At 50.0% G+C, this 22,706-nt stretch carries 21 protein-coding genes; 15 read left to right on the top strand and 6 right to left on the bottom strand.

Going from position 1 to position 22,706, the window contains the following annotated elements; translation table 11 throughout:
• Positions 1–2: 2 nt before the first annotated feature.
• The 8 genes from CLC93_RS00105 to purF all read left to right on the top strand — a co-directional run bounded on the left by CLC93_RS00105 (position 3) and on the right by purF (position 9,339).
• The gene (locus tag CLC93_RS00105; protein WP_095503906.1) at positions 3–1,019 is read left to right on the top strand and encodes an aspartate-semialdehyde dehydrogenase; all 1,017 of its coding nucleotides are present in this window, start codon (positions 3–5) and stop codon (positions 1,017–1,019) included.
• A 127-nt stretch (positions 1,020–1,146) separates the two neighbouring features.
• A complete protein-coding gene (locus CLC93_RS00100; protein ID WP_169902729.1) occupies positions 1,147–3,381 on the top strand; it encodes a FimV/HubP family polar landmark protein in 2,235 nt (744 codons plus the stop codon).
• 113 nt (positions 3,382–3,494) lie between these two features.
• Positions 3,495–4,286, top strand: coding sequence for a tRNA pseudouridine(38-40) synthase TruA (gene truA, locus CLC93_RS00095; protein WP_095503904.1), 792 nt, complete (start codon positions 3,495–3,497; stop codon positions 4,284–4,286).
• Positions 4,287–4,447: 161 nt separating this feature from the next.
• Entirely contained in the window at positions 4,448–5,320 is an 873-nt protein-coding gene (accD, locus tag CLC93_RS00090) for an acetyl-CoA carboxylase, carboxyltransferase subunit beta (protein WP_095503903.1), read from the top strand.
• 20 nt (positions 5,321–5,340) lie between these two features.
• A complete protein-coding gene (gene folC, locus CLC93_RS00085; protein ID WP_095503902.1) occupies positions 5,341–6,591 on the top strand; it encodes a bifunctional tetrahydrofolate synthase/dihydrofolate synthase in 1,251 nt (416 codons plus the stop codon).
• A gap of 9 nt (positions 6,592–6,600) precedes the next feature.
• On the top strand, positions 6,601–7,194 hold the full coding sequence (locus tag CLC93_RS00080; RefSeq protein WP_095503901.1) for an SPOR domain-containing protein: 594 nt from the start codon (positions 6,601–6,603) through the stop codon (positions 7,192–7,194).
• 99 nt (positions 7,195–7,293) lie between these two features.
• On the top strand, positions 7,294–7,791 hold the full coding sequence (locus CLC93_RS00075; protein ID WP_095503900.1) for a CvpA family protein: 498 nt from the start codon (positions 7,294–7,296) through the stop codon (positions 7,789–7,791).
• Positions 7,792–7,827: 36 nt separating this feature from the next.
• Positions 7,828–9,339 (top strand): amidophosphoribosyltransferase, encoded by a 1,512-nt coding sequence (gene purF / locus CLC93_RS00070; RefSeq protein WP_095503899.1) that lies wholly within the window; start codon positions 7,828–7,830, stop codon positions 9,337–9,339.
• A 125-nt stretch (positions 9,340–9,464) separates the two neighbouring features.
• Here the strand turns inward: purF and CLC93_RS00065 are convergent, their stop codons facing one another.
• Together CLC93_RS00065 and CLC93_RS00060 are read right to left on the bottom strand one after the other, a co-directional pair.
• The gene (locus tag CLC93_RS00065; protein ID WP_095503898.1) at positions 9,465–10,136 is read right to left on the bottom strand and encodes a DUF1826 domain-containing protein; all 672 of its coding nucleotides are present in this window, start codon (positions 10,134–10,136) and stop codon (positions 9,465–9,467) included.
• Between the two features lie 186 nt (positions 10,137–10,322).
• Complete coding sequence (locus CLC93_RS00060; RefSeq protein ID WP_095503897.1) at positions 10,323–10,922, bottom strand: Yip1 family protein; 600 nt, start codon at positions 10,920–10,922, stop codon at positions 10,323–10,325.
• A gap of 257 nt (positions 10,923–11,179) precedes the next feature.
• Between CLC93_RS00060 and CLC93_RS00055 the strand changes: the two genes are divergently transcribed.
• The 3 genes from CLC93_RS00055 to miaE are packed head-to-tail and all read left to right on the top strand — an operon-like array spanning position 11,180 to position 14,379.
• Positions 11,180–12,214, top strand: a complete 1,035-nt coding sequence (locus tag CLC93_RS00055) for an arginine N-succinyltransferase (protein WP_095503896.1) — start codon at positions 11,180–11,182, stop codon at positions 12,212–12,214.
• Position 12,215: 1 nt separating this feature from the next.
• Positions 12,216–13,550 carry an NAD(P)/FAD-dependent oxidoreductase gene (locus CLC93_RS00050; RefSeq protein ID WP_095503895.1) on the top strand — a complete coding sequence of 445 codons (1,335 nt, stop codon included), beginning with the start codon at positions 12,216–12,218 and terminating at the stop codon, positions 13,548–13,550.
• Positions 13,551–13,596: 46 nt separating this feature from the next.
• Positions 13,597–14,379 (top strand): tRNA isopentenyl-2-thiomethyl-A-37 hydroxylase MiaE, encoded by a 783-nt coding sequence (miaE, locus tag CLC93_RS00045; protein WP_245837017.1) that lies wholly within the window; start codon positions 13,597–13,599, stop codon positions 14,377–14,379.
• Here the strand turns inward: miaE and CLC93_RS00040 are convergent.
• The 3 genes from CLC93_RS00040 to CLC93_RS00030 all read right to left on the bottom strand — a co-directional run bounded on the left by CLC93_RS00040 (position 14,368) and on the right by CLC93_RS00030 (position 16,851).
• The gene (locus CLC93_RS00040) at positions 14,368–15,120 is read right to left on the bottom strand and encodes a UDP-2,3-diacylglucosamine diphosphatase (protein ID WP_245837015.1); all 753 of its coding nucleotides are present in this window, start codon (positions 15,118–15,120) and stop codon (positions 14,368–14,370) included. The genes miaE and CLC93_RS00040 overlap by 12 nt on opposite strands.
• A complete protein-coding gene (locus CLC93_RS00035) occupies positions 15,092–15,589 on the bottom strand; it encodes a peptidylprolyl isomerase (protein ID WP_095503892.1) in 498 nt (165 codons plus the stop codon). The genes CLC93_RS00040 and CLC93_RS00035 overlap by 29 nt, the downstream gene beginning before the upstream one ends.
• Before the next feature lie 125 nt (positions 15,590–15,714).
• Positions 15,715–16,851 (bottom strand): hypothetical protein, encoded by a 1,137-nt coding sequence (locus CLC93_RS00030; RefSeq protein WP_095503891.1) that lies wholly within the window; start codon positions 16,849–16,851, stop codon positions 15,715–15,717.
• Positions 16,852–17,061: 210 nt separating this feature from the next.
• Between CLC93_RS00030 and cysS the strand changes: the two genes are divergently transcribed.
• Positions 17,062–18,444, top strand: a complete 1,383-nt coding sequence (gene cysS / locus CLC93_RS00025) for a cysteine--tRNA ligase (RefSeq protein ID WP_095503890.1) — start codon at positions 17,062–17,064, stop codon at positions 18,442–18,444.
• A gap of 46 nt (positions 18,445–18,490) precedes the next feature.
• On the opposite strand, the gene CLC93_RS00020 is transcribed toward cysS, so the two are convergent.
• On the bottom strand, positions 18,491–19,336 hold the full coding sequence (locus CLC93_RS00020) for a D-hexose-6-phosphate mutarotase (protein WP_095503889.1): 846 nt from the start codon (positions 19,334–19,336) through the stop codon (positions 18,491–18,493).
• Positions 19,337–19,523: 187 nt separating this feature from the next.
• On the opposite strand from CLC93_RS00020, the gene CLC93_RS00015 reads away from it, so the two are divergent.
• From CLC93_RS00015 to gmhB, 3 genes are all read left to right on the top strand, one after another.
• A complete protein-coding gene (locus CLC93_RS00015) occupies positions 19,524–20,753 on the top strand; it encodes an endonuclease/exonuclease/phosphatase family protein (RefSeq protein ID WP_095503888.1) in 1,230 nt (409 codons plus the stop codon).
• Between the two features lie 78 nt (positions 20,754–20,831).
• Positions 20,832–21,662: a YdcF family protein gene (locus CLC93_RS00010; protein WP_245837013.1), complete on the top strand. Its 831-nt coding sequence runs from the start codon at positions 20,832–20,834 to the stop codon at positions 21,660–21,662.
• An 86-nt stretch (positions 21,663–21,748) separates the two neighbouring features.
• Complete coding sequence (gene gmhB, locus CLC93_RS00005; protein WP_095503887.1) at positions 21,749–22,300, top strand: D-glycero-beta-D-manno-heptose 1,7-bisphosphate 7-phosphatase; 552 nt, start codon at positions 21,749–21,751, stop codon at positions 22,298–22,300.
• Positions 22,301–22,706 lie beyond the last annotated feature (406 nt).

Genomic DNA, 22,706 nt, shown 5'->3' with positions numbered 1-22,706 from the left:
CCATGTCGCAATCTTTTAACGTCGCTGTTTTAGGCGCATCGGGCGCCGTTGGCCAAACCATGATCGAAATCTTGGCCGAGCGCAATTTTCCCGTTGAGCAACTCTTTCCTCTGGCGAGCTCTCGCAGCGCTGGTGAAACCGTAGAGTTTAACGGCGATACTGTGACCATTTTGGACGTTGACCAATTTGATTGGAGCCAGGTTCAGATTGCGTTTTTCTCCGCTGGTGGGGATGTCTCAGCTAAGTGGGCGCCAATTGCGGCAGATCACGGCGTAGTGGTTATCGATAACACCTCACACTTCCGCTACGAATACGATATTCCACTGGTAGTGCCTGAAGTGAACCCACACGCGATTGCCGATTTTCGCAATCGCAACATCATTGCCAACCCTAACTGTTCCACCATCCAAATGTTGGTGGCACTAAAGCCGATTTACGACCAGTTTGGTATTCAGCGAGTTAACGTTTGTACGTATCAGTCGGTATCGGGTTCGGGTAAGAGCGCCATCGAAGAGCTAGCGCACCAGACAGCGCAGTTACTACAAGGCAAACCGGCCGAAGCCAAGGTGTATCCAAAGCAAATTGCGTTTAACGTGATCCCTCACATCGACCAGTTCCAAGACAATGGCTACACCAAAGAAGAAATGAAGATGGTGTGGGAAACCCAGAAGATCTTTGGCGACCAAGCCATTGAGGTTAACCCGACTGCGGTGCGCGTACCTGTATTCTATGGCCACGCCGAAGCGGTTCACCTTGAAACCATTCAACCTTGTGAGCGTGAAGACGTGCTTGAGGCATTGCGCGGTGCTCCAGGCATCGAGCTCATCGAAGAAATGGATCAATATCCTACCCAAGTGGGTGATGCATCCGGTCAAGATGGCGTGTATGTTGGACGTGTACGCAAAGACATTAGCCACCCGAATGGCATCAACCTATGGGTGGTGTCTGATAACATCAGAAAGGGCGCAGCGCTAAACAGTGTACAGATCGCAGAACATTTGATTAGGGATTACTACTAATCCGTCAATGTCACACAATGGCCTGCTTTTGCAGGCTGTTTTGTTCAAAACGGCTGGTGGCGCTAGGTTCGCGTCACTAACTGGTTTATAGTAAAAATTATTCGAATAATAAAAAGTGCAAATGGATATGAAACGAAACGCCTTTGGATTAATTGGTGCAATTCTTATAGGGACATGTGGCAGTGCAGTAACTTCGGTCGTCGCCGAGCAAGCCACATCCACTGACACTAGCGTTCAACAAATTATTCGACAGTACGGACCCACCAGTCCGACCGACACCCTTTGGGGAGTGGCCAACAAGGTCCGTCCCGAACCTGGCCTCAGCATCTATCAAGTCATGGTGGCACTGCACGATGCCAACCCCCACGCCTTCGCCAACTCTAATTTAAACAGTCTAGAAAAAGGTGTCATTCTGCTGGTACCCAGTGCAGACACTATTGCCAGTTATCCGGTAGCAAAAGCCAAAGCACGTGCAGAAGGTGATGACTCCCGTTGGGGGAAAGTAGCTGCAAAGCCAAGTGGTCAAAACAGCAAGCCAAAGCCTATTGCTAAGCCAAAAGCCGAGCCGGAAGTGGTGGCGGCCAAGCCTCAACCCAAACCAGCAGCGCCAGTACAGCCTAAACCGTCTGAGCCTGCGCTAAGCAGCGTCCAAACCAATGAGCTTAAAGACGAGTTAAGTCGCAACCAAGAAGCTTTGCAGACTGCACAGGAGAGCAGCCGTGCGCTAACTCAAGAAGTGGCGACCTTAAAAGGCCGATTAGGTGCGACCGAATCCGAGTTGCAAGTCACTAGATACGAAAACGACAAGCTAGTGGCAGAGTTAGAAAAAACTCGCTCGCTGAATCAGCAATTGTTGGCGGAAAACCGTGAGCTAAAAACCGGTCAAGCCGGTGGTTTTTGGAGCTTCTTGATCAGTAATTGGTGGTTGCTATTGATAGTCGCCATTATTCCTGCAGGTATTGTACTGGCGGTGGCCTATTGGATGATGTCGCGCAAAGCTCAAGCGCAACAAACTCCTGAGCAGGAATTTAGCACTGGTGAAGCAGCGCCTCAAACGTTTGCGGCCGCAGAGGTTAATGATGCGCCGCTTGCAGAAACTGCCGTGTTAGATGCCAATTCCAGTTCAGAACAAGCGGTTGATTTGGAGGCTCCTAGCCACCGTGAATTGATGGAATCAAGCGAAGCTCAAGACAGTGAAATGCTCGACGCCCTTTGGGAACAAGCGATGAACGAGCAATCAGAAGTGCCCGATTCAGTCGCTCAAGAGATTAATTCATCGCCCGAGCTGGCCGGTGAATTAGAGCCGCAAAGAGAATCCTTCGCCGAAGCTGAGCCACAAACGGCTGAGCTACCCGAAGACGACTTGATTCAAGCGCTAGACCAGCCTGAGTTAACCGATACAAACGATGAGCTACCTGAACTGGACGACGAACTGCTGGGTTTCGAAAATGAGCCGGTGGTTAGAACCTCAGCCGAAGCTGAACCTAGTTCGGTTTCCGACGATGCTTTGATGGCCGAGCTTGATGACCAAATTGCCGAGCTAAATATGGCAACGGCTGAGCCAGCGCCAGTAGTTGAAGAGCCCGGCTTGGACGCTATTGATATTTCAACTGAATTTGACGGTATTGATATCAGCGAAGCGGATGAAGCCGTCATAGAGCTTGGTGACATCTCTGCTACTGATGAGATGTCATTGGACGACCTTGCTCAGTCCATCATCGAGGAAACTCAAACAGAGCAAGTGGCTGAAGCTAAGCAGGATGCTACAGCTGATGTGGATCCAGACACGGCCAGCTTGGCGGCAGATGACGTATTAGAATGGTCGCTAGATGATGCAACGGCCGATGAAGGCGATCTTGAGGCTCCAAGTGCAAGCGACGAAGCAGCAGAGCAGGTCGCCGAATTCCAGAATGATGGATTGGATTTCGACATCTCAGACATCAACCTAGACCCGCCAGCAGAGCCAGAACAACCTGCGGACGATGCTATCGAAGGAATCGACCTTTCTGATGACATCAGACTTGAAGGTATCGAGCTCGCTTCAGATGAAGCGCCCGCGCAAACTGGCGAAGACTTCATCGATATCGACGTTTTGATGCAGCAAGCCTCAGACGCACCTGTAGAAAACGACCCCTATCAAGATCCGGATGTGGACTTTAGCGACTTGGACGAAGTGGTAAAAGGCCAAAAAGACATTGATGTGGATGATGCGGAGAACTCTATCAACGCCAAACTGGATTTAGCTAGGGCCTATATCGAGATCCAAGATACCGACAGTGCTCGAGCCTTACTCAAGGAAATTAGCCTAGATGGCAACGACGAGCAAAAGGTGGAAGCTGAACGGCTAATTGGTAGCTTGTAGATGCTCAACTAGACGTTCAATCGAGTTAAGGAGAACGGCAACCTGAGGGTTGCCGTTTTTTTTGGCCAAACTCAGGGTATAATGCCGCCTTTCGTTTTTGACTGAGTAACAACATGCGCATCGCTTTAGGCATCGAATACGATGGTGCCAAATACTATGGTTGGCAACGCCAGCAAGAAGTCGATTCGGTTCAAGCCAGACTTGAGGCCGCGCTTTCTAAAGTGGCCGACTGCCAAATTGAAGTGGTGTGCGCCGGGCGTACCGACTCTGGAGTTCACGCCACCGGACAAGTGGTGCACTTTGACTGTGATGTTGAGCGTCACATGGGCGCCTGGACCCTTGGTGTCAACGCCAACTTGCCTTTCGACGTGGCAGTTCGTTGGGCCAAAGTGGTGGACGAGGAGTTTCACGCTCGATTCTCCGCAACCGCGCGTCGCTATCGCTATGTGATTTTGAACCACAGACTGCGTCCGGCTATTTTGCAGCCGGGAGTGACTCATCATCACCAGCCTTTGGACGAAACCCGTATGCATCAAGCGGCGCAAGCGCTGCTTGGCGAGCAGGACTTTTCGAGTTTTCGCGCCGTGCATTGTCAGTCTAAGACGCCGTTTCGCAACGTGCACTCGGTGCAGGTAAAGCGCTTTGGCGATTATCTGGTGGTCGAAATTGCCGCTAACGCCTTTTTACATCACATGGTGCGCAATATTGTCGGCTCGCTGTTAGTGATTGGTCAGGGCGAACAGCCAGTGGAGTGGATTGAACAACTATTGGCATTAAAAGACCGCACCCAGGCAGCACCCACCGCTAAGGCCAATGGATTGTATCTGGTTGATGTAACTTATCCTGACGAGTTTGAGCTTCCTAAAGCGCCAGCCGGGCCACTCTTCCTGCCCGACCCTATGTAAAGCACGCGAATTCTCTCGCAGATTTAAAATGTCCAACCAGTTTTCAGTGTCCAAAGCACTGGAAACTGTGTTTTAATGTGGCCAATTTTAAAAGAATCGCCGCGCCAATAAACAAAAGTAGTAACGGCGCTTTCATCGCGACAAAGTTAGGAATCGATTACATGAGCTGGTTAGAGAAAATTCTTCCCAAAAGCAAGGGCGTATCTGAGCGTCGTCACAGTGTACCTGAAGGTGTATGGAGCAAATGTGGCTCTTGCGACCAAGTAATTTATCGAGCGGAGCTTGAGAAAAATCTAGAAGTTTGCCCTAAGTGCGGTCATCACATGCGCATTAATGCCCGTACTCGCTTGCTGGCCTTCTTGGACAAGGACAGCACTCGTGAGTTGGGTGTAGAGCTTGAGCCACAGGACAAACTCAAGTTCCGTGACTCTAAGAAGTACAAAGACCGTTTGTCTGCCGCGCAAAAAAGCACAGGCGAGAAAGACGCGCTGATTGCAATGGAAGGCAGCTTAAAAGGTATGCCAGTGGTTGCAGTGTCTTTCGAGTTTAGCTTTATGGGCGGTTCAATGGCCTCTGTTGTGGGCGCGCGTTTTATCAAAGCCTGCGAGACTTGTCTTGAAAAGAATCTTCCTCTGGTGTGTTTCTCTGCCAGTGGTGGTGCCCGTATGCAAGAGGCCTTGTTCTCATTAATGCAAATGGCCAAGACTTCAGCAGCGTTGGCGAAAATGAGCGAGCGTGGTATCCCGTACATCTCAGTGCTGACCGACCCAACTATGGGTGGCGTATCGGCCTCATTGGCTATGCTAGGTGATATCAACGTTGCCGAGCCTAAAGCGCTGATTGGCTTTGCAGGCCCTCGCGTTATCGAGCAAACCGTACGCGAGAAGCTACCAGAAGGCTTCCAGCGCAGTGAGTTCCTGCTTGAGAAAGGCGCGATTGATATGATTATCGATCGTCGCGAAATGCGTGACCGCCTGGCGCGAATTTTGGCCAAGTACCAAAACCTGCCTTCAACCGAGCCGGAAGCGGTTTAACGCTCAGGTTATTGATGACAATGAGTCCTCCTGATGCAAGCCAGTCTATTCAAGACTGGCTTGACTATTTAATGGCCCTCCATCCCAGTGAAATCGAGATGGGGCTGACCCGAATCAAGTCGGTGGCAAGCGCCATGAAACTCGACCAACTGGCACCCGCCAAGGTCATCACGGTCGCAGGCACCAATGGCAAGGGCAGCACTTGCGCTATCCTCGAATCGATTTTGCTACAGGCCGGATTCAAGGTCGGCGTATTTAGCTCACCGCATTTCAGCCATTACCGCGAGCGTGTGCGCATCAATGGCAAAGAGCTCGACGATAGCGCCCACACTCAAGCCTTTGCCGACATAGAAACCGCTAGAGGCGATACCTCGCTGACCTTTTTCGAATTTTCCGCCCTGGGCGCGTTGCACTGCTTTGCCAATGCCTCGTTAGATTGGGTATTGCTTGAAGTGGGCTTAGGTGGACGCTTAGACGCCACTAATATAATCGATGCGGATGCCACCATTATCACCTCCATCGATTTGGACCATCAGGAATACCTTGGCAACACCCGAGACAGCGTTGGCCGAGAAAAAGCCGGTGTCATGCGCAAAGGACGCCCAGCGATAATCGGCGAGTCGGATGTGCCAGTGGGACTTGCAGAACAAGCCGCGCTAATTGGCGCGAGCTGCCAGTGGGTGGGTAAGGATTTTGATTATCAAGCGGCAAGTGAGCACTGGCACTTTAGCGGCGTTAACGAGCACTGGAGTGAATTGCCGCTACCAGGTTTGCCTCTGGCCAATGCCGCCAGCGCGCTTGCGTGTTTGCAATCGCTAAAAGTGGAAGTAACCCTTGAAGAGGTCCGTAAGGGCTTGGCAACTGTTGCCTTGCCTGGTCGTATGGAAACTTTGAGTGAGCAGCCTTTGGTTATCGCCGATGTTGCTCATAACCCTCATGCCGCGGCCTATCTCGCGACCCAACTTTCCAAGCAGCCGTGCAAAGGTAAACGCTACGCACTGGTGGGCATGCTACACGACAAGGATATCCAGACCACACTGGCTCAATTAGATAAGAGCTTCGATGCTTGGTACTGCTGTTCGCTAAACGTTCCTCGAGGGGCAAAAGCTGAGACTTTGGTGAGTGCCTCACCGAGTCATTGCGAGGCCCATGAGTTTGACAGTATTGCCGATGGCTGGCGCGTGCTGGAGTCACGCTTGAACAAACAAGATGTGGTAATTGTGTTTGGCTCATTTTACACTGTAGCTGATTTCAAAAAGCATAAGCATTAGGAGCAGGCTTTGGCCAACGCGTTCCACAATCGATTGGTCGGCACCATAGTTGTCGTTTCGCTGGGTGTCATTTTCTTACCGGACATGTTGGACGGTAAGAAGCAGGTCAAGGAAGACAATTTCGCAACCATTCCGCTGCGTCCGGATTATCAGCACGTTGAGGTACCGGAAGGTGCCTTTGAGCCTGTGGCAATTACTGCTGGCTCTGACACCGACCCGATAGCCGACGAGAAAGCTGTGGTTGAAGAAGTTCAACGTCAAGCCAATGCACAAGCTTCTGCCACCAATGAGCCAAGTGCTCAAACCAAACCAAATCCACCTCAAAGCAAGCCTCAAGAAACCAAACCAGCGGCACTGGCCTATGCGGTTCAAGTGGGCTCGTTCAGCAAAGCGGAAAACGTCAATGCGTTAGTGGCTGCGTTGCGCAAAGAGGGATTAAAGGCCTATACCGTACCATCGAAGGTGGTGGACGGGCGTCTGACCAAGGTGATGGTAGGTCCCAATGTCAGTCGAGCTAAGCTAGAAAAACAACAGGCGCTTATCAAAAAAGTCGCCAAGGTGAACAGTGTCATTGTTCGCTACGACCCACTGGCGAACCAATAGTGGTCCAATTTCTCCGCAGCTGAACTTTGCTAGGTGAGAAATCATTCTGGGTCTGTTAAAATCGCCGCCGTTACTCAAAAGGCCTAAAGGATCCCTTTAATGCTTTGGATTGATTACGCCATTATCGGCATAGTGGCGCTATCTACCGTTATCAGTCTGGTTCGTGGTTTTGCTAAAGAAGCCATGTCATTGGTGGTGTGGTTCGCCGCCTTTCTTGTCGCCAGCCGTTTTTATGAAGACTTAGCGGTTCATATCGACCAAGTAGATGATCCCATGCTGCGCAATGGCGTAGCGGTCGCCATTCTTTTTATCGGTACTCTGATTGCCGGTGCTCTAGTAAATTTTGTGATTGGACAGTTGGTACGAAGTACCGGACTGTCTGGTACCGATCGCGTACTCGGACTGTGTTTCGGCGCGCTGCGCGGGGCCTTGGTAGTCGCCGCCATACTGTTTTTCTTGGATACTTTCACCGGTGCCAACGGCACCAGCTGGTGGAAGGGTTCGCAACTTATCCCGGAATTTAAAGTAGTCATTGAGTGGTTCTTTGACTACATGCAAGCCAATTCCAGTTTTATAAATGAGCACAATCCGTTGTAACGGGTTGCTGTTAGTAGACTCAGAGGAAACTCACCCATGTGTGGTATTGTTGGAATCGTTGGTAACCATTCGGTTAATCAGACCATCTATGACGCCTTGACCGTGCTTCAGCACCGCGGCCAGGACGCTGCCGGTATTGTTACCATTGATCACGGTGCGTTCCGTTTGCGCAAAGCTAACGGCTTGGTAAAAGATGTGTTTGAGCCTAAGCACATGCAGCGCTTGCAAGGACAAGAGGGCATTGGTCACGTGCGTTACCCAACCGCGGGTAGCTCAAGTGCCTCAGAAGCTCAGCCGTTTTACGTAAACTCGCCTTTTGGTATGGCCATTGCCCACAACGGCAACCTGACTAACACCGAAGCATTACGCGAGACTTTGGTAAAACAACGTCGTCACGTGAACACCACTTCAGACTCAGAAGTATTGCTAAACCTGTTGGCCCACGAAATCGCCAAGAACGACAGCGCTCAATTGACCGCTGACGAAGTGTTTGCTGCGGTTGCTGCGGTACACCAGCAAGCTCGTGGTGCTTATGCGGTAGCCGTGATGATCATTAACCAAGGTCTGGTGGCTTTCCGCGACCCTTACGGCATTCGTCCACTGGTATTGGGTCAGCGCGAATCCGAAGACGGTACTTTAGAGTACATGGTGGCTTCTGAGAGTGTGGCGCTGGATGCTGTCGGCTTTAAGTTCCTACGCGACGTAGCTCCTGGTGAAGCGGTATTCATTTCTGCGGATCGTCAGCTATTTACCCAACAGTGCGCCGAAGCACCGTCTTACTCGCCGTGTATCTTTGAGTATGTTTACTTTGCCCGTCCTGATTCAACTATCGATAAAGTGTCTGTGTACGCCAGCCGCGTTAACATGGGCGTTAAGTTGGGTGAGAAGATTAAACGCGAGTGGGAAGACAACGACATTGACGTGGTTATTCCGATTCCTGAAACCTCGTGCGACATCGCGCTAGAAATCGCAAACCGCTTGGACTTGCCATACCGCCAAGGTTTTGTGAAGAACCGCTACATTGGCCGTACCTTTATCATGCCGGGTCAGCAACAGCGTCGTAAGTCGGTACGCCGTAAGCTAAATGCGATTTCAGCAGAGTTTAAAGATAAGAACGTACTGCTAGTGGACGACTCTATCGTTCGCGGTACTACTTCAGAGCAGATTATTGAGATGGCTCGCGAAGCGGGAGCTAAGAAAGTGTACTTTGCCTCAGCCGCACCTGAGATTCGCTTCCCGAACGTTTACGGTATCGATATGCCGACCTCAAACGAGCTAATTGCTCACGGTCGCGACGTACAGGAAATTAGCGAAATCATCGGCGCCGATGGCATGGTGTTCCAAGACCTAGGCGATCTGGTTGATGCGGTGGCTGAACTCAACCCTGATATCAAACAGTTTGAGACCTCGGTGTTTGACGGCAACTACGTAACCAATGACGTTGACCAAAGCTATTTGGACCATCTGACTTCATTACGCAACGATGATGCCAAAGCTAAGCGCAACATGGAATTAGGTACTAGCTTAGAGCTGCACAACCACACTTAGGCCACGAACCACCTCGGCACTAAAAAAAGGAGAAGCTAAGCTTCTCCTTTTTTGTCGGCGTTTTTCTATTTCTAACCAAAATCCAAGTACTACCCATAATCCAAGTACTACCCATAATCCAAGTACTAACCAAAATCTAGGGTCAGCAGTAACCTCTCTTGATGGCTTGGAACCGGCGGTGATCGGTGGACGAGTCCGCCGCCTTCGTTACCTTGCCAACGCTCCCCTTTAAGCAAAGCTACATCTCCGCTTGTGAGCTGCTGAATGTCACTTAGGGAGCTAATCAGGCCTGACTCCTCGTCGGATTTCCCCTGACTGCCATGGCCCAATTTAGTTCTGTCTACTCGGCTATGTGGCAGCCATTGAGTGGCCACGCCCCGGTAGGTGGTCACCAATCGACAAGGGACTTTATCAACGTGAAATTTGGGACACATGGCGCTGGTTAACGCCGTGATCCTAAGACCAGCGCGGCCTAAGTCAAACAGACAGCAAAACATATCAACCAGTTGAGCTATGTCTTCACTCAGAGGTGCAAGAGCAGGAGCACTCCCAAAAGATTCGTGAATGGGTTCAAACGCGTTCTCCGGAGATAAGGTCATTGAAGTTCGAAACTGGGGCTTTTCTTTAAGCAACAGGTCTACCGCGCTTTCAATCGACGGAGACAAGCTTCTTTGCCACACCGCGATATTGCATTGCTCCTGATATACATCGGATAAAACCATTACTTCATCGGAAGCGCTTGAGCGTCTGTGCATTACAGGGGCGATATCGAGAGGTTGTGCGGCTTGCGAACTCATAACAACTCCAAAGGTAGCTTGCTGGTATTTCGGATTTGAGTGTGTTTTTCTCTGATAATTCTTGATATGAAACAGAACTGTCGTCAAGTGCAAAATAGTGAGCATAACTGTCAGCCTTGCCATTTTTCACCAAGGCAACAAACTAAAAAAGCGCCCTCGGGCGCTTTTTGTTTATGTAGATGTTGTCTAACTGGTGTAAACCGGGGCGAAGCCAAAGCTCCACAAAATGACGCTCGAGGCCATCAGAGCTACCAGTAATACCAATCCGCATGTTACTACTGAGCTAGAGTAGATAAAGCCGCGCTCTTCAGGGATGCGCATGATAATTGGCACGCCCGAGTAGAGTAGATAAACCGAGTAGGCGACGCCTGCGAGCCCTACCACCATCATGAACCACAGTTGTGGGTACAGGGCCGAGAGGCCCACCATGAATAGTGGGGTCGATGTATAGGCTGCCAGTTCAATGGCCTGAGTTTTCGTCGGGTTGGCGCCAAAGGTCTTTGCCATCCAGTGCACCAAGTAGGCCAGGGCAAATACTCCGGCAATCATACCGACGTACATGGCGACGGAAATCATGGCCGCGCTCTGGGTGGTCAGTTTGATCGGTTCGCCGGCGCCTAGATTCCAACCAATTTGGGAGCTCGCGATGAATCCACACACAGACGGGATGAGCGCTATTAATAGAATGTGCGATAAACTACTGCGCAAGGCTTCATGGCTTTGACCAATAGTTTGCCACTCTTTTTTAGGATGAGTGTACAGACCCCACAAATGATTCAATACCATTGTTGTTATCCTTTGTTTCGTTGATTAATCGAGTCTCGCCGAAACAGCAGACGAGGCTTTTTACAGCTCTATATTTAGTTATTGAACAATTATTGAACTGAGTCAAGCATTGTTTTATATGCGCTAAAGTTGAATAAAGATCCTTTTGTCGCTGCGTTACTGTCGAAATTAGATGACCTCAATGCGCTGGCAATGGCATAGTGTGGAGCCAATAATTAAAACAATAATCGACACTTAACTCGGTAAGGAGCAGGGATTTGGCCTTTGTCATTCGTCCTATCGAAACCGCAGATTTAGCCGCATTAATGACCATTGCCCAAGAAAGCGGCGCTGGATTTACTTCACTTCCACCTGACAAAAATTTTTTAAAACAACGCATTGAGCTCTCGCAGGCATCGTTTGCCAAACAGGTCAGTAAAGCCGGTGGAGAGCGTTATCTGTTTGTGATGCAAGATGTGGCTAGCGGTGAGGTCATGGGTACTAGCGCCATTGAAGCCTGTGTGGGTTTGCACAGTCCTCTGTTTCACCATCGTCTCGGACGCCAAGTGCATCACGTGGAATCCTTAGGCTTGTCCCGCGAACTACACACTTTAACCTTGTGCAATGACTTACAAGGCACCTCTGAGGTGTGCTCGCTATTTTTGCGTCCCAAGTTTCGTCAATCTGGGGTAGGGCGAGCCCTATCGCGTTTTCGATTTTTGTTTATGGCACAACACCCGCATCGCTTTAGCGACCGAGTGATTGCCGAGATGCGAGGTCACACCGACGATAACGATCACTCGCATTTTTGGTCCTGGTTTGAAACTCATTTCTGCCCGTTGACTTTTACCCAAGTGGATAAGCTGATTGGTTTGGGCGACATGCGTTTTGCTCACATGATGCCCAAGCACCCTATATATCTAAGCCTGTTACCAAAAGAAGCTCAGTTGAACATTAACCAAGTTCACCCCAATACCCAAGGTGCGGTAAATTTGTTGCTGGCTGAGGGCTTTCACCGCAGTGATTACATTGGTGTTAATGACGCAGGCCCCGCATTAGTGGCGCCGCTAGATGCCATAGAAACTGTGCGTCAAAGCCACTTAGCGAAAGTGAAAATTGTCGATGAGGTTGAGCGTCCCCAACAGGTGTTGTTGTGCAACCCCGACTCCGCCGGATTTAGGGCGGCTCAATTGTCCGTAGAAGTTCACCCAGACAAGGTACTAATGGACAGCACTGATGCGAAAGCGTTGAAGGTGTCCGCTGGCGACTGTGTTCGTTGGTGTTTTGCGCAGACGAAACGCGAGGAGAGCTAAGTTGTACGACCCGCTACACGACAAACACCCCGGAGAGGGTGAGGGCTACCCCAAGAGTTATTGGGCACAAAACTCAGGCCTAGCGCCTAAGGCCGATGGGCCGCTCCAAAACGACATCAGGGTTGAGGTTGCGGTGATTGGCGCTGGCTACACCGGTCTATCTTGTGCGCTCGAGCTCGCCAAACAAGGTATTGAATGCTGTGTACTTGAGGCTAACCAAGTGGCATGGGGTTGCAGCGGGCGCAACGCCGGTTTTGTATTGAAAGGCTCGGGGCGACTTGGGTTTAGCCAAATCAAGGCTCGTTGGGGCGATGAGGTGATGCGCCAGGTTTATCGAGAGATGAGCCTTGGGGTAGAGCGAGTAGAAGACTTGATTGCCGACGGACTTGATTGCGAACCGCAACCCAAGGGCTACCTCAAACTTGCCCACTCGCCAAAGCATTTGACTCAACTCAAACATGCGGCGATGGAGCAGCAGAGTTTACTTGGCGATGAACTCAGCTTTTTGAGCAAGAACGAATTAGCTGAGCGATATGTTGACGATAAGCTTTGCCATGGCGGCGTGCTGTATCACGACGGGTTTGGACTGAACCCCCTAAAGTTGGCCTGGGGCTATGTTGAGCGAGTAACCCAAGCTGGCGTTAGTGTGTACGATGGCACTCCTGTGCTTTCTATTGACACTGCCAAAGGGGTAGGGTACGAACTAATCACTCCACAAGGCCGTGTGACAGCCAAGAAAGTAGTATTGGCAACCAATGGTTACACGCCAAAAGACTTTCACCCCATATTAAATGGGCGCAGTTTGCCGGTGTTGTCTCAAGTGATAGTGACTCAAGCTTTGTCAGACTCTCAATTGCGACAGTGTGGTTTGAACACTAATCAAGTGATCATGGACACTCGAGCACTGAAGTATTACTACCGCAAACTGCCAGACAATCGAATTCTGTTTGGTGGCCGCGGAGCAATAACCGGCGCTCAGGCTGAAAGTGATTACTATCCCAAACGCCTGCTAAGTCAGCTCAAAAAGAGCTATCCAGCCTTGTCGGACATCAACTATGACTACGCTTGGAGCGGCTGGATAAATGTGGCACTAGATGACATTCCCCACCTTTGGCAAAACGACGAAAACAGCTTGTTTTACGCCGGAGGCTACTGTGGTAGTGGCTTGTCTTTCGCCGCGCAAGCCGGTGCTCGAGTTGCACAACGAATCGCTGGACAGTCCATCGCTGCAATCCCCATGTATCAAAGCGAGTTACCCAAGTTTCCGCTAGCACCTTTAAGACGGTTAGGGCAGTGGGCTTATTTCCAGTACGGTCGAGTCGCTGACGCGCTTTGAGCGTGCTAGACTGCGCCAAAAATTGATGAATACGAGGAAGTCATACGTGTCGTCAGATCCCATTCAAAAACTGCTGGCACCAGTGCATGAGTTTTTGCACTGTGCCACTCCTAACGAGTGGATAGCCGAAGCTCGTCGCCCCGAGCATCTGCCCGCTTTGTTGGTGGATCATATGAACTGCGAGTTAAAAGCCGCGCAGACCGCCATCATGCTGCTGCGAAAGTACGCAGTGGATAAAAACACCGCCCAAGCGCTGGCGCAGTGGGCCAAACCCTTTGAGGATATGGTGTATTTTCGCCGTTACTCGCCGGAGCTTGCCGGTGCTAAGAACGGCCAAATTCAATTGGTGTATAAGCAGGACAACGAGTTTAATCGCGAGTTTGGCTCCGCCATGATGCGACTTATCAAAGAGGAGTTTCACCACTTCGTGCAAGTGCTGGAGATTCTTGAGCAACGAGATATTCCTTACCACTCTCTGTCGGCGGGGCGTTACGCCAAAGGCTTGATGCGCTGTGCTCGCACTCATGAACCGGCCACCTTGGTGGACAAGCTGATCATTGGCGGTCTTATCGAAGCCCGTTCTTGCGAGCGCTTTGCCAAACTCGCGCCTTTCTTGGATGACGAGCTTAAACAGTTTTACGTGAGTTTGTTGCGCTCCGAAGCTCGCCACTTTAAAGATTACTTGGCTTTGGCTAACAGTGTTGCAGGGGAGTGTATTGACGCACGAGTCCAATATCTGGCAGCGAAAGAAGCTGAGCTGATTCAAAGCAGTGATCCCGAATTTCGATTCCACTCGGGATCACCGCTGGCAGAGGTGTTAGCCAGCTAAGGGCAGCTGTATCAGCTCTGGCTCGCCTTGGCGGGCCATCAAATAGCTGCCTTGGGTGTACCAGTCACCGACCACCCAACGTTGTTTTCCCGTGGCTAGTTGGTGCAGCTTAGGTCTGTGGGTGTGCCCATGGATCAGCACATCCGCTTCAAAACGGTTAAGCAAAGCATCCACAGCCGTCGGATTGACGTCCATGATGGCTTCGGACTTCATTTGTTTTGATTTCGCGCTGTTTTGGCGCAGATTATCGGCAATCTTTTGGCGTCGACGCTGCGGCAGTCGCATAAACAGCCAACGGGCCATGTTGTGGTTTCGAAAGCGGCGAAACTTTTGGTAGGCCTTGTCGTCGGTACACAGGCTATCACCGTGAGCCACAAGGGCCTTAGTGCCATACAAATCGAGCGCTTGAACTTCTGGCAACAGAGTCATTTGGCTGCGCTTGGCAAACTCTTTATCGACCAGGAAATCTCGATTGCCGTGGCTGAAGTAGATGGGGTAGTGCTGAGCGGCTTGAGCAATCGCATCGGCCACATCAAGGGCAAACGGCTCGGCGATATCATCGCCAATCCAATACTCAAACAAATCCCCCATGATAAACAGGGCATCCAATTGAGTTTGTTCGGATAAAAACTGCAGAAACGCCTGGGTGATATCGGGCCGATCTGCACTTAGGTGCAGATCGGCGATAAAGGCGCATTGACCAAATTGAGGGTTAAGCTGAAGCAACTTCGGCCTTTTCAATGACAACCGCTTCAACTGGAACGTCTTGGTGCATGCCGTAGTTACCGGTTTGCACTTCCTTGATCTTCTCAACCACGTCCATACCTTCAACCACTTCACCGAACACGCAGTAGCCCCAGCCTTGCATAGATTCGTTCTTGTGGTTTAGGAAGTCGTTGTCGCTCACGTTGATAAAGAACTGAGCGGTGGCGCTGTGTGGATCTTGAGTACGAGCCATTGCGATGGTGCCCAGTTTGTTGGGCAAGCCATTGTTCGCTTCGTTTTCAACTGGCGATTGAACCGACTTTTGCTCCATGTCCGCAGTAAAGCCGCCGCCTTGAATCATAAAGCCATTAATCACGCGGTGGAAAATGGTGCTGTCGTAGAATCCTGACTTCACATAGTTAAGGAAATTTTCTACGGTTTTTGGCGCTTTTTCGGCGTCTAGCTTAAGCGTAATTTGGCCGAAATTTGTTTGTAAAATAACCATTTGGCTTTGTCTCATAAGTTGTTTTAATCACTGTCCCCAACTCTGCAAAATCAGACACTTGGAGATTCGCTGAAGCATAACACATAAATTTAAAATTGGTGTTGTGTTAGATACTGTTAGCAGTTCTATAGTTCAAACTCGAGCTCCTCGCAGGGGGCAGGAAGTTCTCCTGGGTAAAGTTGCTCGGCGATTGTGTGTATTACACGTTGAGCTTCAACTTCACCAACTTGGTCGAAATTTATAAGCCAAGCGCGAGTAAACTCATCGTCTGAAAACATCAAAATGTCGGCTTTCGTTGGGTAAGGCGGTGTCGGAGTGAATCTAGTGTATGATTCATCGACAATTTTCGCGCTCTTAAAATCTGAATTGTGTCGATAGACTTGCTTTTGTAACCGGATTCCAACGATCTGCGTTATCGAAGTTTGAGCTCGTGACTGAAGGTCTTGGCCGTACTGCAAACACTGCTGTGCGAACACAGGGTCAGCTATTTGCTCTTTACAGGTGTCGACAAGTGGTGCGAATGATCTGACGGACTCTAACGCCTCTGCGAAGCCATTGAACAAATTCAACGCTTGACTATTGGCGGCCGAGCCTTGAAGCGCTTCAGCGTAGCCCAAGGCAAACGCCCCCATTCGCTCATTGAAGTAGTTGGTTGATATGGCTTTGGACATAGCCCAGCGCATCTTTTCCGTGTTTTTGGTCGCGGCAAAATAAAGAATCGCGCTCAACCACATAGAACCATTGTCCGGATCGGCCTCAATTGCGGCCATTGCAAGCTCGATACTACAACCTGGCTCTTCAGGCGCCGTGGTACAGATGTTTAACGCCGCTTGAAAGGTCAGGGGCTTACCGCCAAATGACTTGTTGTACTTAACAAGGCGAGCTAGCCTTTCTTGCTTGCTCTCAACCGGGGCATATAGCGCATGTTGATATTGGCTTAAATCTGAGCCTTCGTTAGCAAGACTGTGCAAATGCCGCTCAATAGCTTGTTCATATTGCTTGATCATCTCCTCCGTACTGTTTCTTAACCAATCATTGGCAATGCATTGCGGCTGAAAACCCTCTTTGGGCTTTCCTACGGACACGGTATTCGAAGTGGCGTCTAAATTGGTGGACGCTGGAGCGCCGCTTTGCACAATTGCAGCTTGTGGTTGAGGAGAGGCGGGCTCAATGGAGAAAGTTTTTTCGTGTGGAGACAATGAGTAAAGGTATAGCCCAATGGCTGAGCCTAACGCGATCGCTACCCATAGTAATTTTCTCATGGTCATCCTTTCCCGAGAGCAATAAATGTCAGCTAGGCTTAAATCCTAGCACTAGCGTATGACAAAAATTAGTGATCCTTATCAATCGCTTTGACTAAATACTAATAGATTGCCTAATTACTTAAAACACCTGTGTTAAAGCGTATTTAGCCTTGCTAGAATTAGCCGGTTTTAATAGTCAGCAAAGAGCCTCGGAGAGCAAGCAACAAGATGTTGAAGATCTACAACACCCTGACTCGTCAGAAAGAAGAATTTAAGCCTATCACTCCTAACGAAGTGGGCATGTACGTGTGCGGTGTTACCATTTACGACCTATGTCACATTGGCCACGGTCGCACCTATTTGAGTTTTGACGTTGTTGTGCGTTACCTGCGTTTTCTTGGCTATAAGGTCAACTATGTTCGCAATATCACCGACGTTGACGACAAGATTATTCGCCGCGCCAACGAGCGCAGCATGGATTGCGATGATTTAACTGAAGAGTTGATCGGCGAAATGTATCGCGATTTCGATGCGTTGAATTTGCTTCGTCCAGACGTTGAGCCACGTGCTACCAAGCACATCGGCGAAATCATTGAGATGGTTCAGCGCCTTATCGACAAAGAACATGCTTACGTTGCCGACAACGGCGATGTACTGTTTGCGGTCAACACCTGTGATGACTACGGTTGCCTATCGGGTCAAGATCTTGAGCAACTGCAAGCGGGTGCTCGTGTAGAAGTCGAGCAGAGCAAGCGCAACCCACTGGATTTCGTGCTTTGGAAAATGTCTAAGCCGGGTGAACCGACTTGGGATTCACCATGGGGCCCTGGCCGTCCGGGTTGGCACATTGAGTGTTCAGCGATGAACGTTAAGCACTTGGGTGACCATTTCGATATTCACGGTGGTGGTTCAGACCTTAAGTTCCCACACCACGAAAATGAAATTGCCCAGTCGTGCTGTGCCAATGGTACTGATTACGTTAATACCTGGATGCACTCAGGCATGGTGATGGTGGACAAAGAAAAGATGTCCAAATCGCTTGGTAACTTTTTCACCATTCGCGATGTGTTGAGCCACTACGACGCCGAGACAGTGCGCTACTTCTTGCTGTCTTCGCACTATCGCAGCCAGCTTAACTACAGCGATGAAAACCTAAACCAAGCCCGTGCTGCGGTTGAGCGTCTGTACACCTCACTGCGTGGCTTGGACCTAAGCGTTGCTGCTGCCCCTGCGGAACAATACGTGGCCGAGTTCACCAAAGCGATGAACGACGACTTCAACACGCCAGAGGCTTACTCTGTGTTGTTTGATATGGCCCGCGAGGTCAACCGTCTGAAAGACAAAGATCATTTGGCCGCTAGTGCACTAGGCGTGGCGATGCGCGAAATCGCCGATGTTCTTGGTCTTTTGGGCCAAGAGCCAGAAGCTTTCTTGCAGGGTGATTCGGGTAACGACGAAGAAGTGGCTCACATTGAAGCCTTGATTGCTCGTCGTAACCAAGCTCGTGCCGATAAAGATTGGTCATCGGCAGATGCGGCTCGTGACGAGCTCACTGCGATGGGTATCATTCTGGAAGATAACAACGGTGTGACCAGCTGGCGCCGAGGTTAAGCTTTCTGAAGCGATTAGAAAGCCTGCTGATTAGCAGGCTTTTTTATTATTCCCAGCCAAAACGGGTAGCAAGAGTGTGAGACTGTCCTGGCTCTATGGTAATTGCATCATCTAGCGCATTGCTGGCTTCAAGACACAGCATATCCAGATAGCCATCGTCGTTGAATCTGTCCAATCGTTGCGCCTTGGCAATCCAAGGATTCCACAACACGCACGAGCGACTGTTACTGCGCTCAACCACTAAGGTGCCATTGGGACATTCAATCTTCTGCTGCAGTGGAACCCCTTGATAGACGCGATCGGTTTCGGCGTCGAATTCCACGAAAGCTTGTTGATCAACTTTTTGCTCGCCAAACTCTAGATAATGACACCCCTGTAAGCCATGCACTCGAGTGTTGTGTATGTCGTTTATGGCGAAGTAACTGTGCAGCGCTTGGGTAATGCTAAAGGCTAGTTGGTCCAAGTTAGTGGTGGTCAGCTGTACTTCAGCTGTTCGACCCAATTCAATTTGTGCTTCAAGCTTGCATTGATAAGGCCAGAACTGGCTCGGCATTGCCGATTGGGGCAATTCTAGTGTTAGTAATACACTACCGTCGGCACGCTGCTGCTGGTCGACTAATTGCCAAATGAGTTTGCGGGCAAAGCCGTGCTGAGGGTGGTCGGCTTGTTCGTGCATACCAAACCAAGGCCAGCAAATCGGAACACCGCCGCGTAAGCCAAAGCCTGGTTTTTTGTGTTCACTATCGGACATCCAAAGAATAGGGGCGGCTCCCTTTGGAGTGAAGCTTGCCAGTTGTGCTCCCTGCAAATAGACCTCGGCGCGACAGAGAGGGGTATCGATGAGCAGGTATTCGAGTCCCTGTGGGTGAGTGAGGCGGCGAATGGCTTCCACAGTACTAAGCTCCTGAAGACAATTAAGAAGTGTTCTAATATCGGCTAGATTTAACACACTCTGCTGCTTGAAACCAGCGACGACTTGCTATGTGCATTAGAGGTCATTAAGGTTAGCGCACCGAAGCTGCCGATGAGATTTATACTCAATGATTGCAGTGTTCGGCGATTAAGGAAAAACCAAGACTATGTCCATTGTAAAATCTCATTCTTTGCTGCGCGGCTTTATCTGTGTCGCGGCACTACTAACCAGTTCTTTGACTATGGCCGAATCTACTACTGTGCGTTTCGCGACATTTAATGCGTCTTTTGACCGTCAACAATCAGGACAACTAGCAAGCGAAATGCGAGTTGCCGATAACCCTCAAATCCAGAGAGTGGCAGAGATCATTCAGCGAGTCCGCCCGGATGTGATGCTGATTACTGAGTTTGATAACGACGGCCACGCCCAAAACCCTCAAGCGATGCGCGACTTTATTGGTAACTACTTAGCCAAGAGCCAAAACGGTGCTGAGCCTATCGACTACCCGCACTTTTACTTGGTTCCAACTAACACGGGTAAGCTCGCTAAAGTCGACAGGAACGGCGATGGGCAATTGTCGCGTCCGCAGGACACTTATGGTTTTGGTATGTTCCACGGACAATTTGCGTTTGCCGTGGTGTCTAAGTACCCGCTCGACCTCGCCAAAGCGCGCAGCTTCCAATCTTTTCTCTGGAAAGACATGCCTAACGCGTCCTTACCAGACGCCACACCTGGCTCGGGTAAAAAGGATTACTTTAGCCAAGCCGTATTAGAAGACTTTCGTTTGTCGTCTAAAAATCATTTGGATTTGCCGGTAAAACTGCCGGGTAAAACCGTTCATTTGTTGGCGATGCACCCAACACCTCCAGTGTTTGATGGGCCAGAAGATCGCAACGGCCGTCGCAACCACGACGAAATTCGTTTGTTTGCGGACTATATTGCTGCCGACTCTCAAACCGGGGCTTATTTGGTTGATGATCGCGGTAATCGCGGTGGACTCGGAAAGGGCAAAAGCTTTGTGTTGATGGGTGACTTTAATGCGGACCCGTTTGACGGCGATAGCTTCCAGGCGTCGGTCAATCAGTTACTCGAGCACCCACAAGTGCATCAAAAGGTCGCGAGAGGCAATTTGATTCCAGTGAGTGAAGGGGCCAAACAAATGCAGCCGAAAGGACAATTTTTTGGAGAACCAAGTCACTGGACTCACGTTTATCCACTAAGATTAGATTACGTGCTGCCTTCAGCGGACCTAAATGTGGTCGATTCTGGTGTATTTTGGCCCAAGCCTGGTGATAAATATCGCTATTTAGTAGAAGACGAGCACGGAAATCAGGCTAAAGCCGTGTCGTCGGATCATCGACTGGTTTGGGTGGATGTGACGATTAGCTCTGATTAAGGAACCTGAATAACGGACGCTCACTCGGTGCAGCCGAGTGAGCATCAGCAGCTCGATACTCGAGCAGGAAGAAGCCTTATGGATGAACTCATGTTTGTGGCAAAGAAAGTGCTTTCTTTAGCCATTATGCCTATCCCCCTTACTGTGATACTTGTGTTACTTGGCCTTTATTTCATGGGCGGCCGAGGTGACTTTGGCAAAGCCATGGTGTTTTTTGCTGTCATGGTGTTGGCCGGCCTTAGCCAACCTGACATCGCTCGCCAACTATCTACTCCGCTTGAAGAAAAGTACGTGATTAATCACCAGCCAATTGAGGACGAATGCGTTGTCATGGTGTTGGGTAGTACGCATACGGACAATCAGGCGGCCACGGTACAGCAGCAACTCAGTGATACCGCGAATGCACGATTATTAGAGGGGGTTCGCCAGTACAAAATGGGCGAAAACTGTCAGTTTGTGGTGAGCGGATATAACGGCGGTTATTTACTCGACCCACATGCTCAAGTGATGGGTAAAGCTGCGGTAGAGCTTGGGATCCCGGCAGACAATATTGTGACTCTGGATGAACCTAAAGACACCATCGAAGAAGCGCAAGCCTTATACTCGGCCTTAGGTCCTTCTAAGATTCGTTTAGTGACCTCGGCAACCCACATGCCTCGTGCTGTGATGATTTTTGAAGCGTTGGGCATGGAAGTCGAGCCGGCACCGGCGGACTTTAGAGCGCTAGACGGTATGTGGTGGCGTCCATCAGCAGATCACTTGCTTACTAGTCAAAGGGCGGTAACCGAATACGTTGGGATACTCTGGCTCAGAGTTCGTCCAAATATAGAGCAGCCTGAAGGGCCAACGCGGGTAGCAGAACCGCTTGAGCAACCAGAGGCTGACATCGCGGTGGCGCAGGGCGGCTAAATGAGTCCTGCGTTTGCTTAAAAGGATGGCTTTCTGACCAAATCATTGGATAATAACGCCGCTGACCAATTTACAAGGGGAACAGGGTGAAGAAGGCCATCTTTTTAGACCGCGACGGTGTTATCAATAAAGACCTAGGGTATGTCGCACGCGTCGACGACTTTCATTTCATTGAAGGTGTGTTCGAGGCTTGCCGTCAACTAAAAGACATGGGTTATTTGCTGGTTTTGGTAACCAACCAGTCCGGTATTGCTCGTGGCTATTATTCTGAAGTTGACTTTCACACGCTAACTGAGTGGATGGATTGGAACTTCGTCGATAAAGGCGTTGAGTTCGATGGCATCTACTTCTGTCCTCATCATCCCACCAAAGGCAAAGGCGATTACTTGCAAGATTGCGATTGTCGCAAACCTAAGCCAGGCATGTTCAACTCGGCTCAAGAGTTTTTGAAGATAGACATGAGTCAGTCAGTCGTACTAGGCGACAAGCTTAGCGATCTGCAAGCTGGTGAAGCCGCTGGTGTCGCTATTCGTGTATTGGCACTATCTGGGCAAGAGCTCTCTGAAGCGGAAAAGGCCCAGGCCCCTTATACTGTTAAGTCGATTGCCGAGCTTCCAAGCTTTTTAAAAAGCCTTTGAATCGAGTTTCGGTTAAAATTTGGTCAGTCGAAACGAAATCTCAAAAAAGGGGTTGCGCCGAAAATTAAGCTCCCTATAATGCGCATCCACTGACACGGCAGAGCAGCTTCGCAAGGCGATTGCAGCAGGGTCTAGAACCTAGTTTTAGCCACCGAGTTAGAGACCAAAAGCCTTCTGAAAAAACTTTTCAAAAAGCGCTTGACGGTCGAGGGGAAACGCGTAGAATACGCAGCCCTGACCGGTTGAACCGGTCGCCGATAACCACAGGGTTTCGGCACTGCTCTTTAACAATTTATCAAGCAATCTGTGTGGGCACTCCGTTGATTGTAGTAAGTATCCAAAACGATATTTAACTCAATGTAACGAAGTGAACATATAGCTTATGTCAATACATAACGTATATTTA

This window comes from Paraferrimonas sedimenticola (assembly GCF_002282855.1).
Classification (GTDB): domain Bacteria; phylum Pseudomonadota; class Gammaproteobacteria; order Enterobacterales; family Shewanellaceae; genus Paraferrimonas; species Paraferrimonas sedimenticola.
This window is presented reverse-complemented; position numbering and strand designations above follow the sequence as displayed.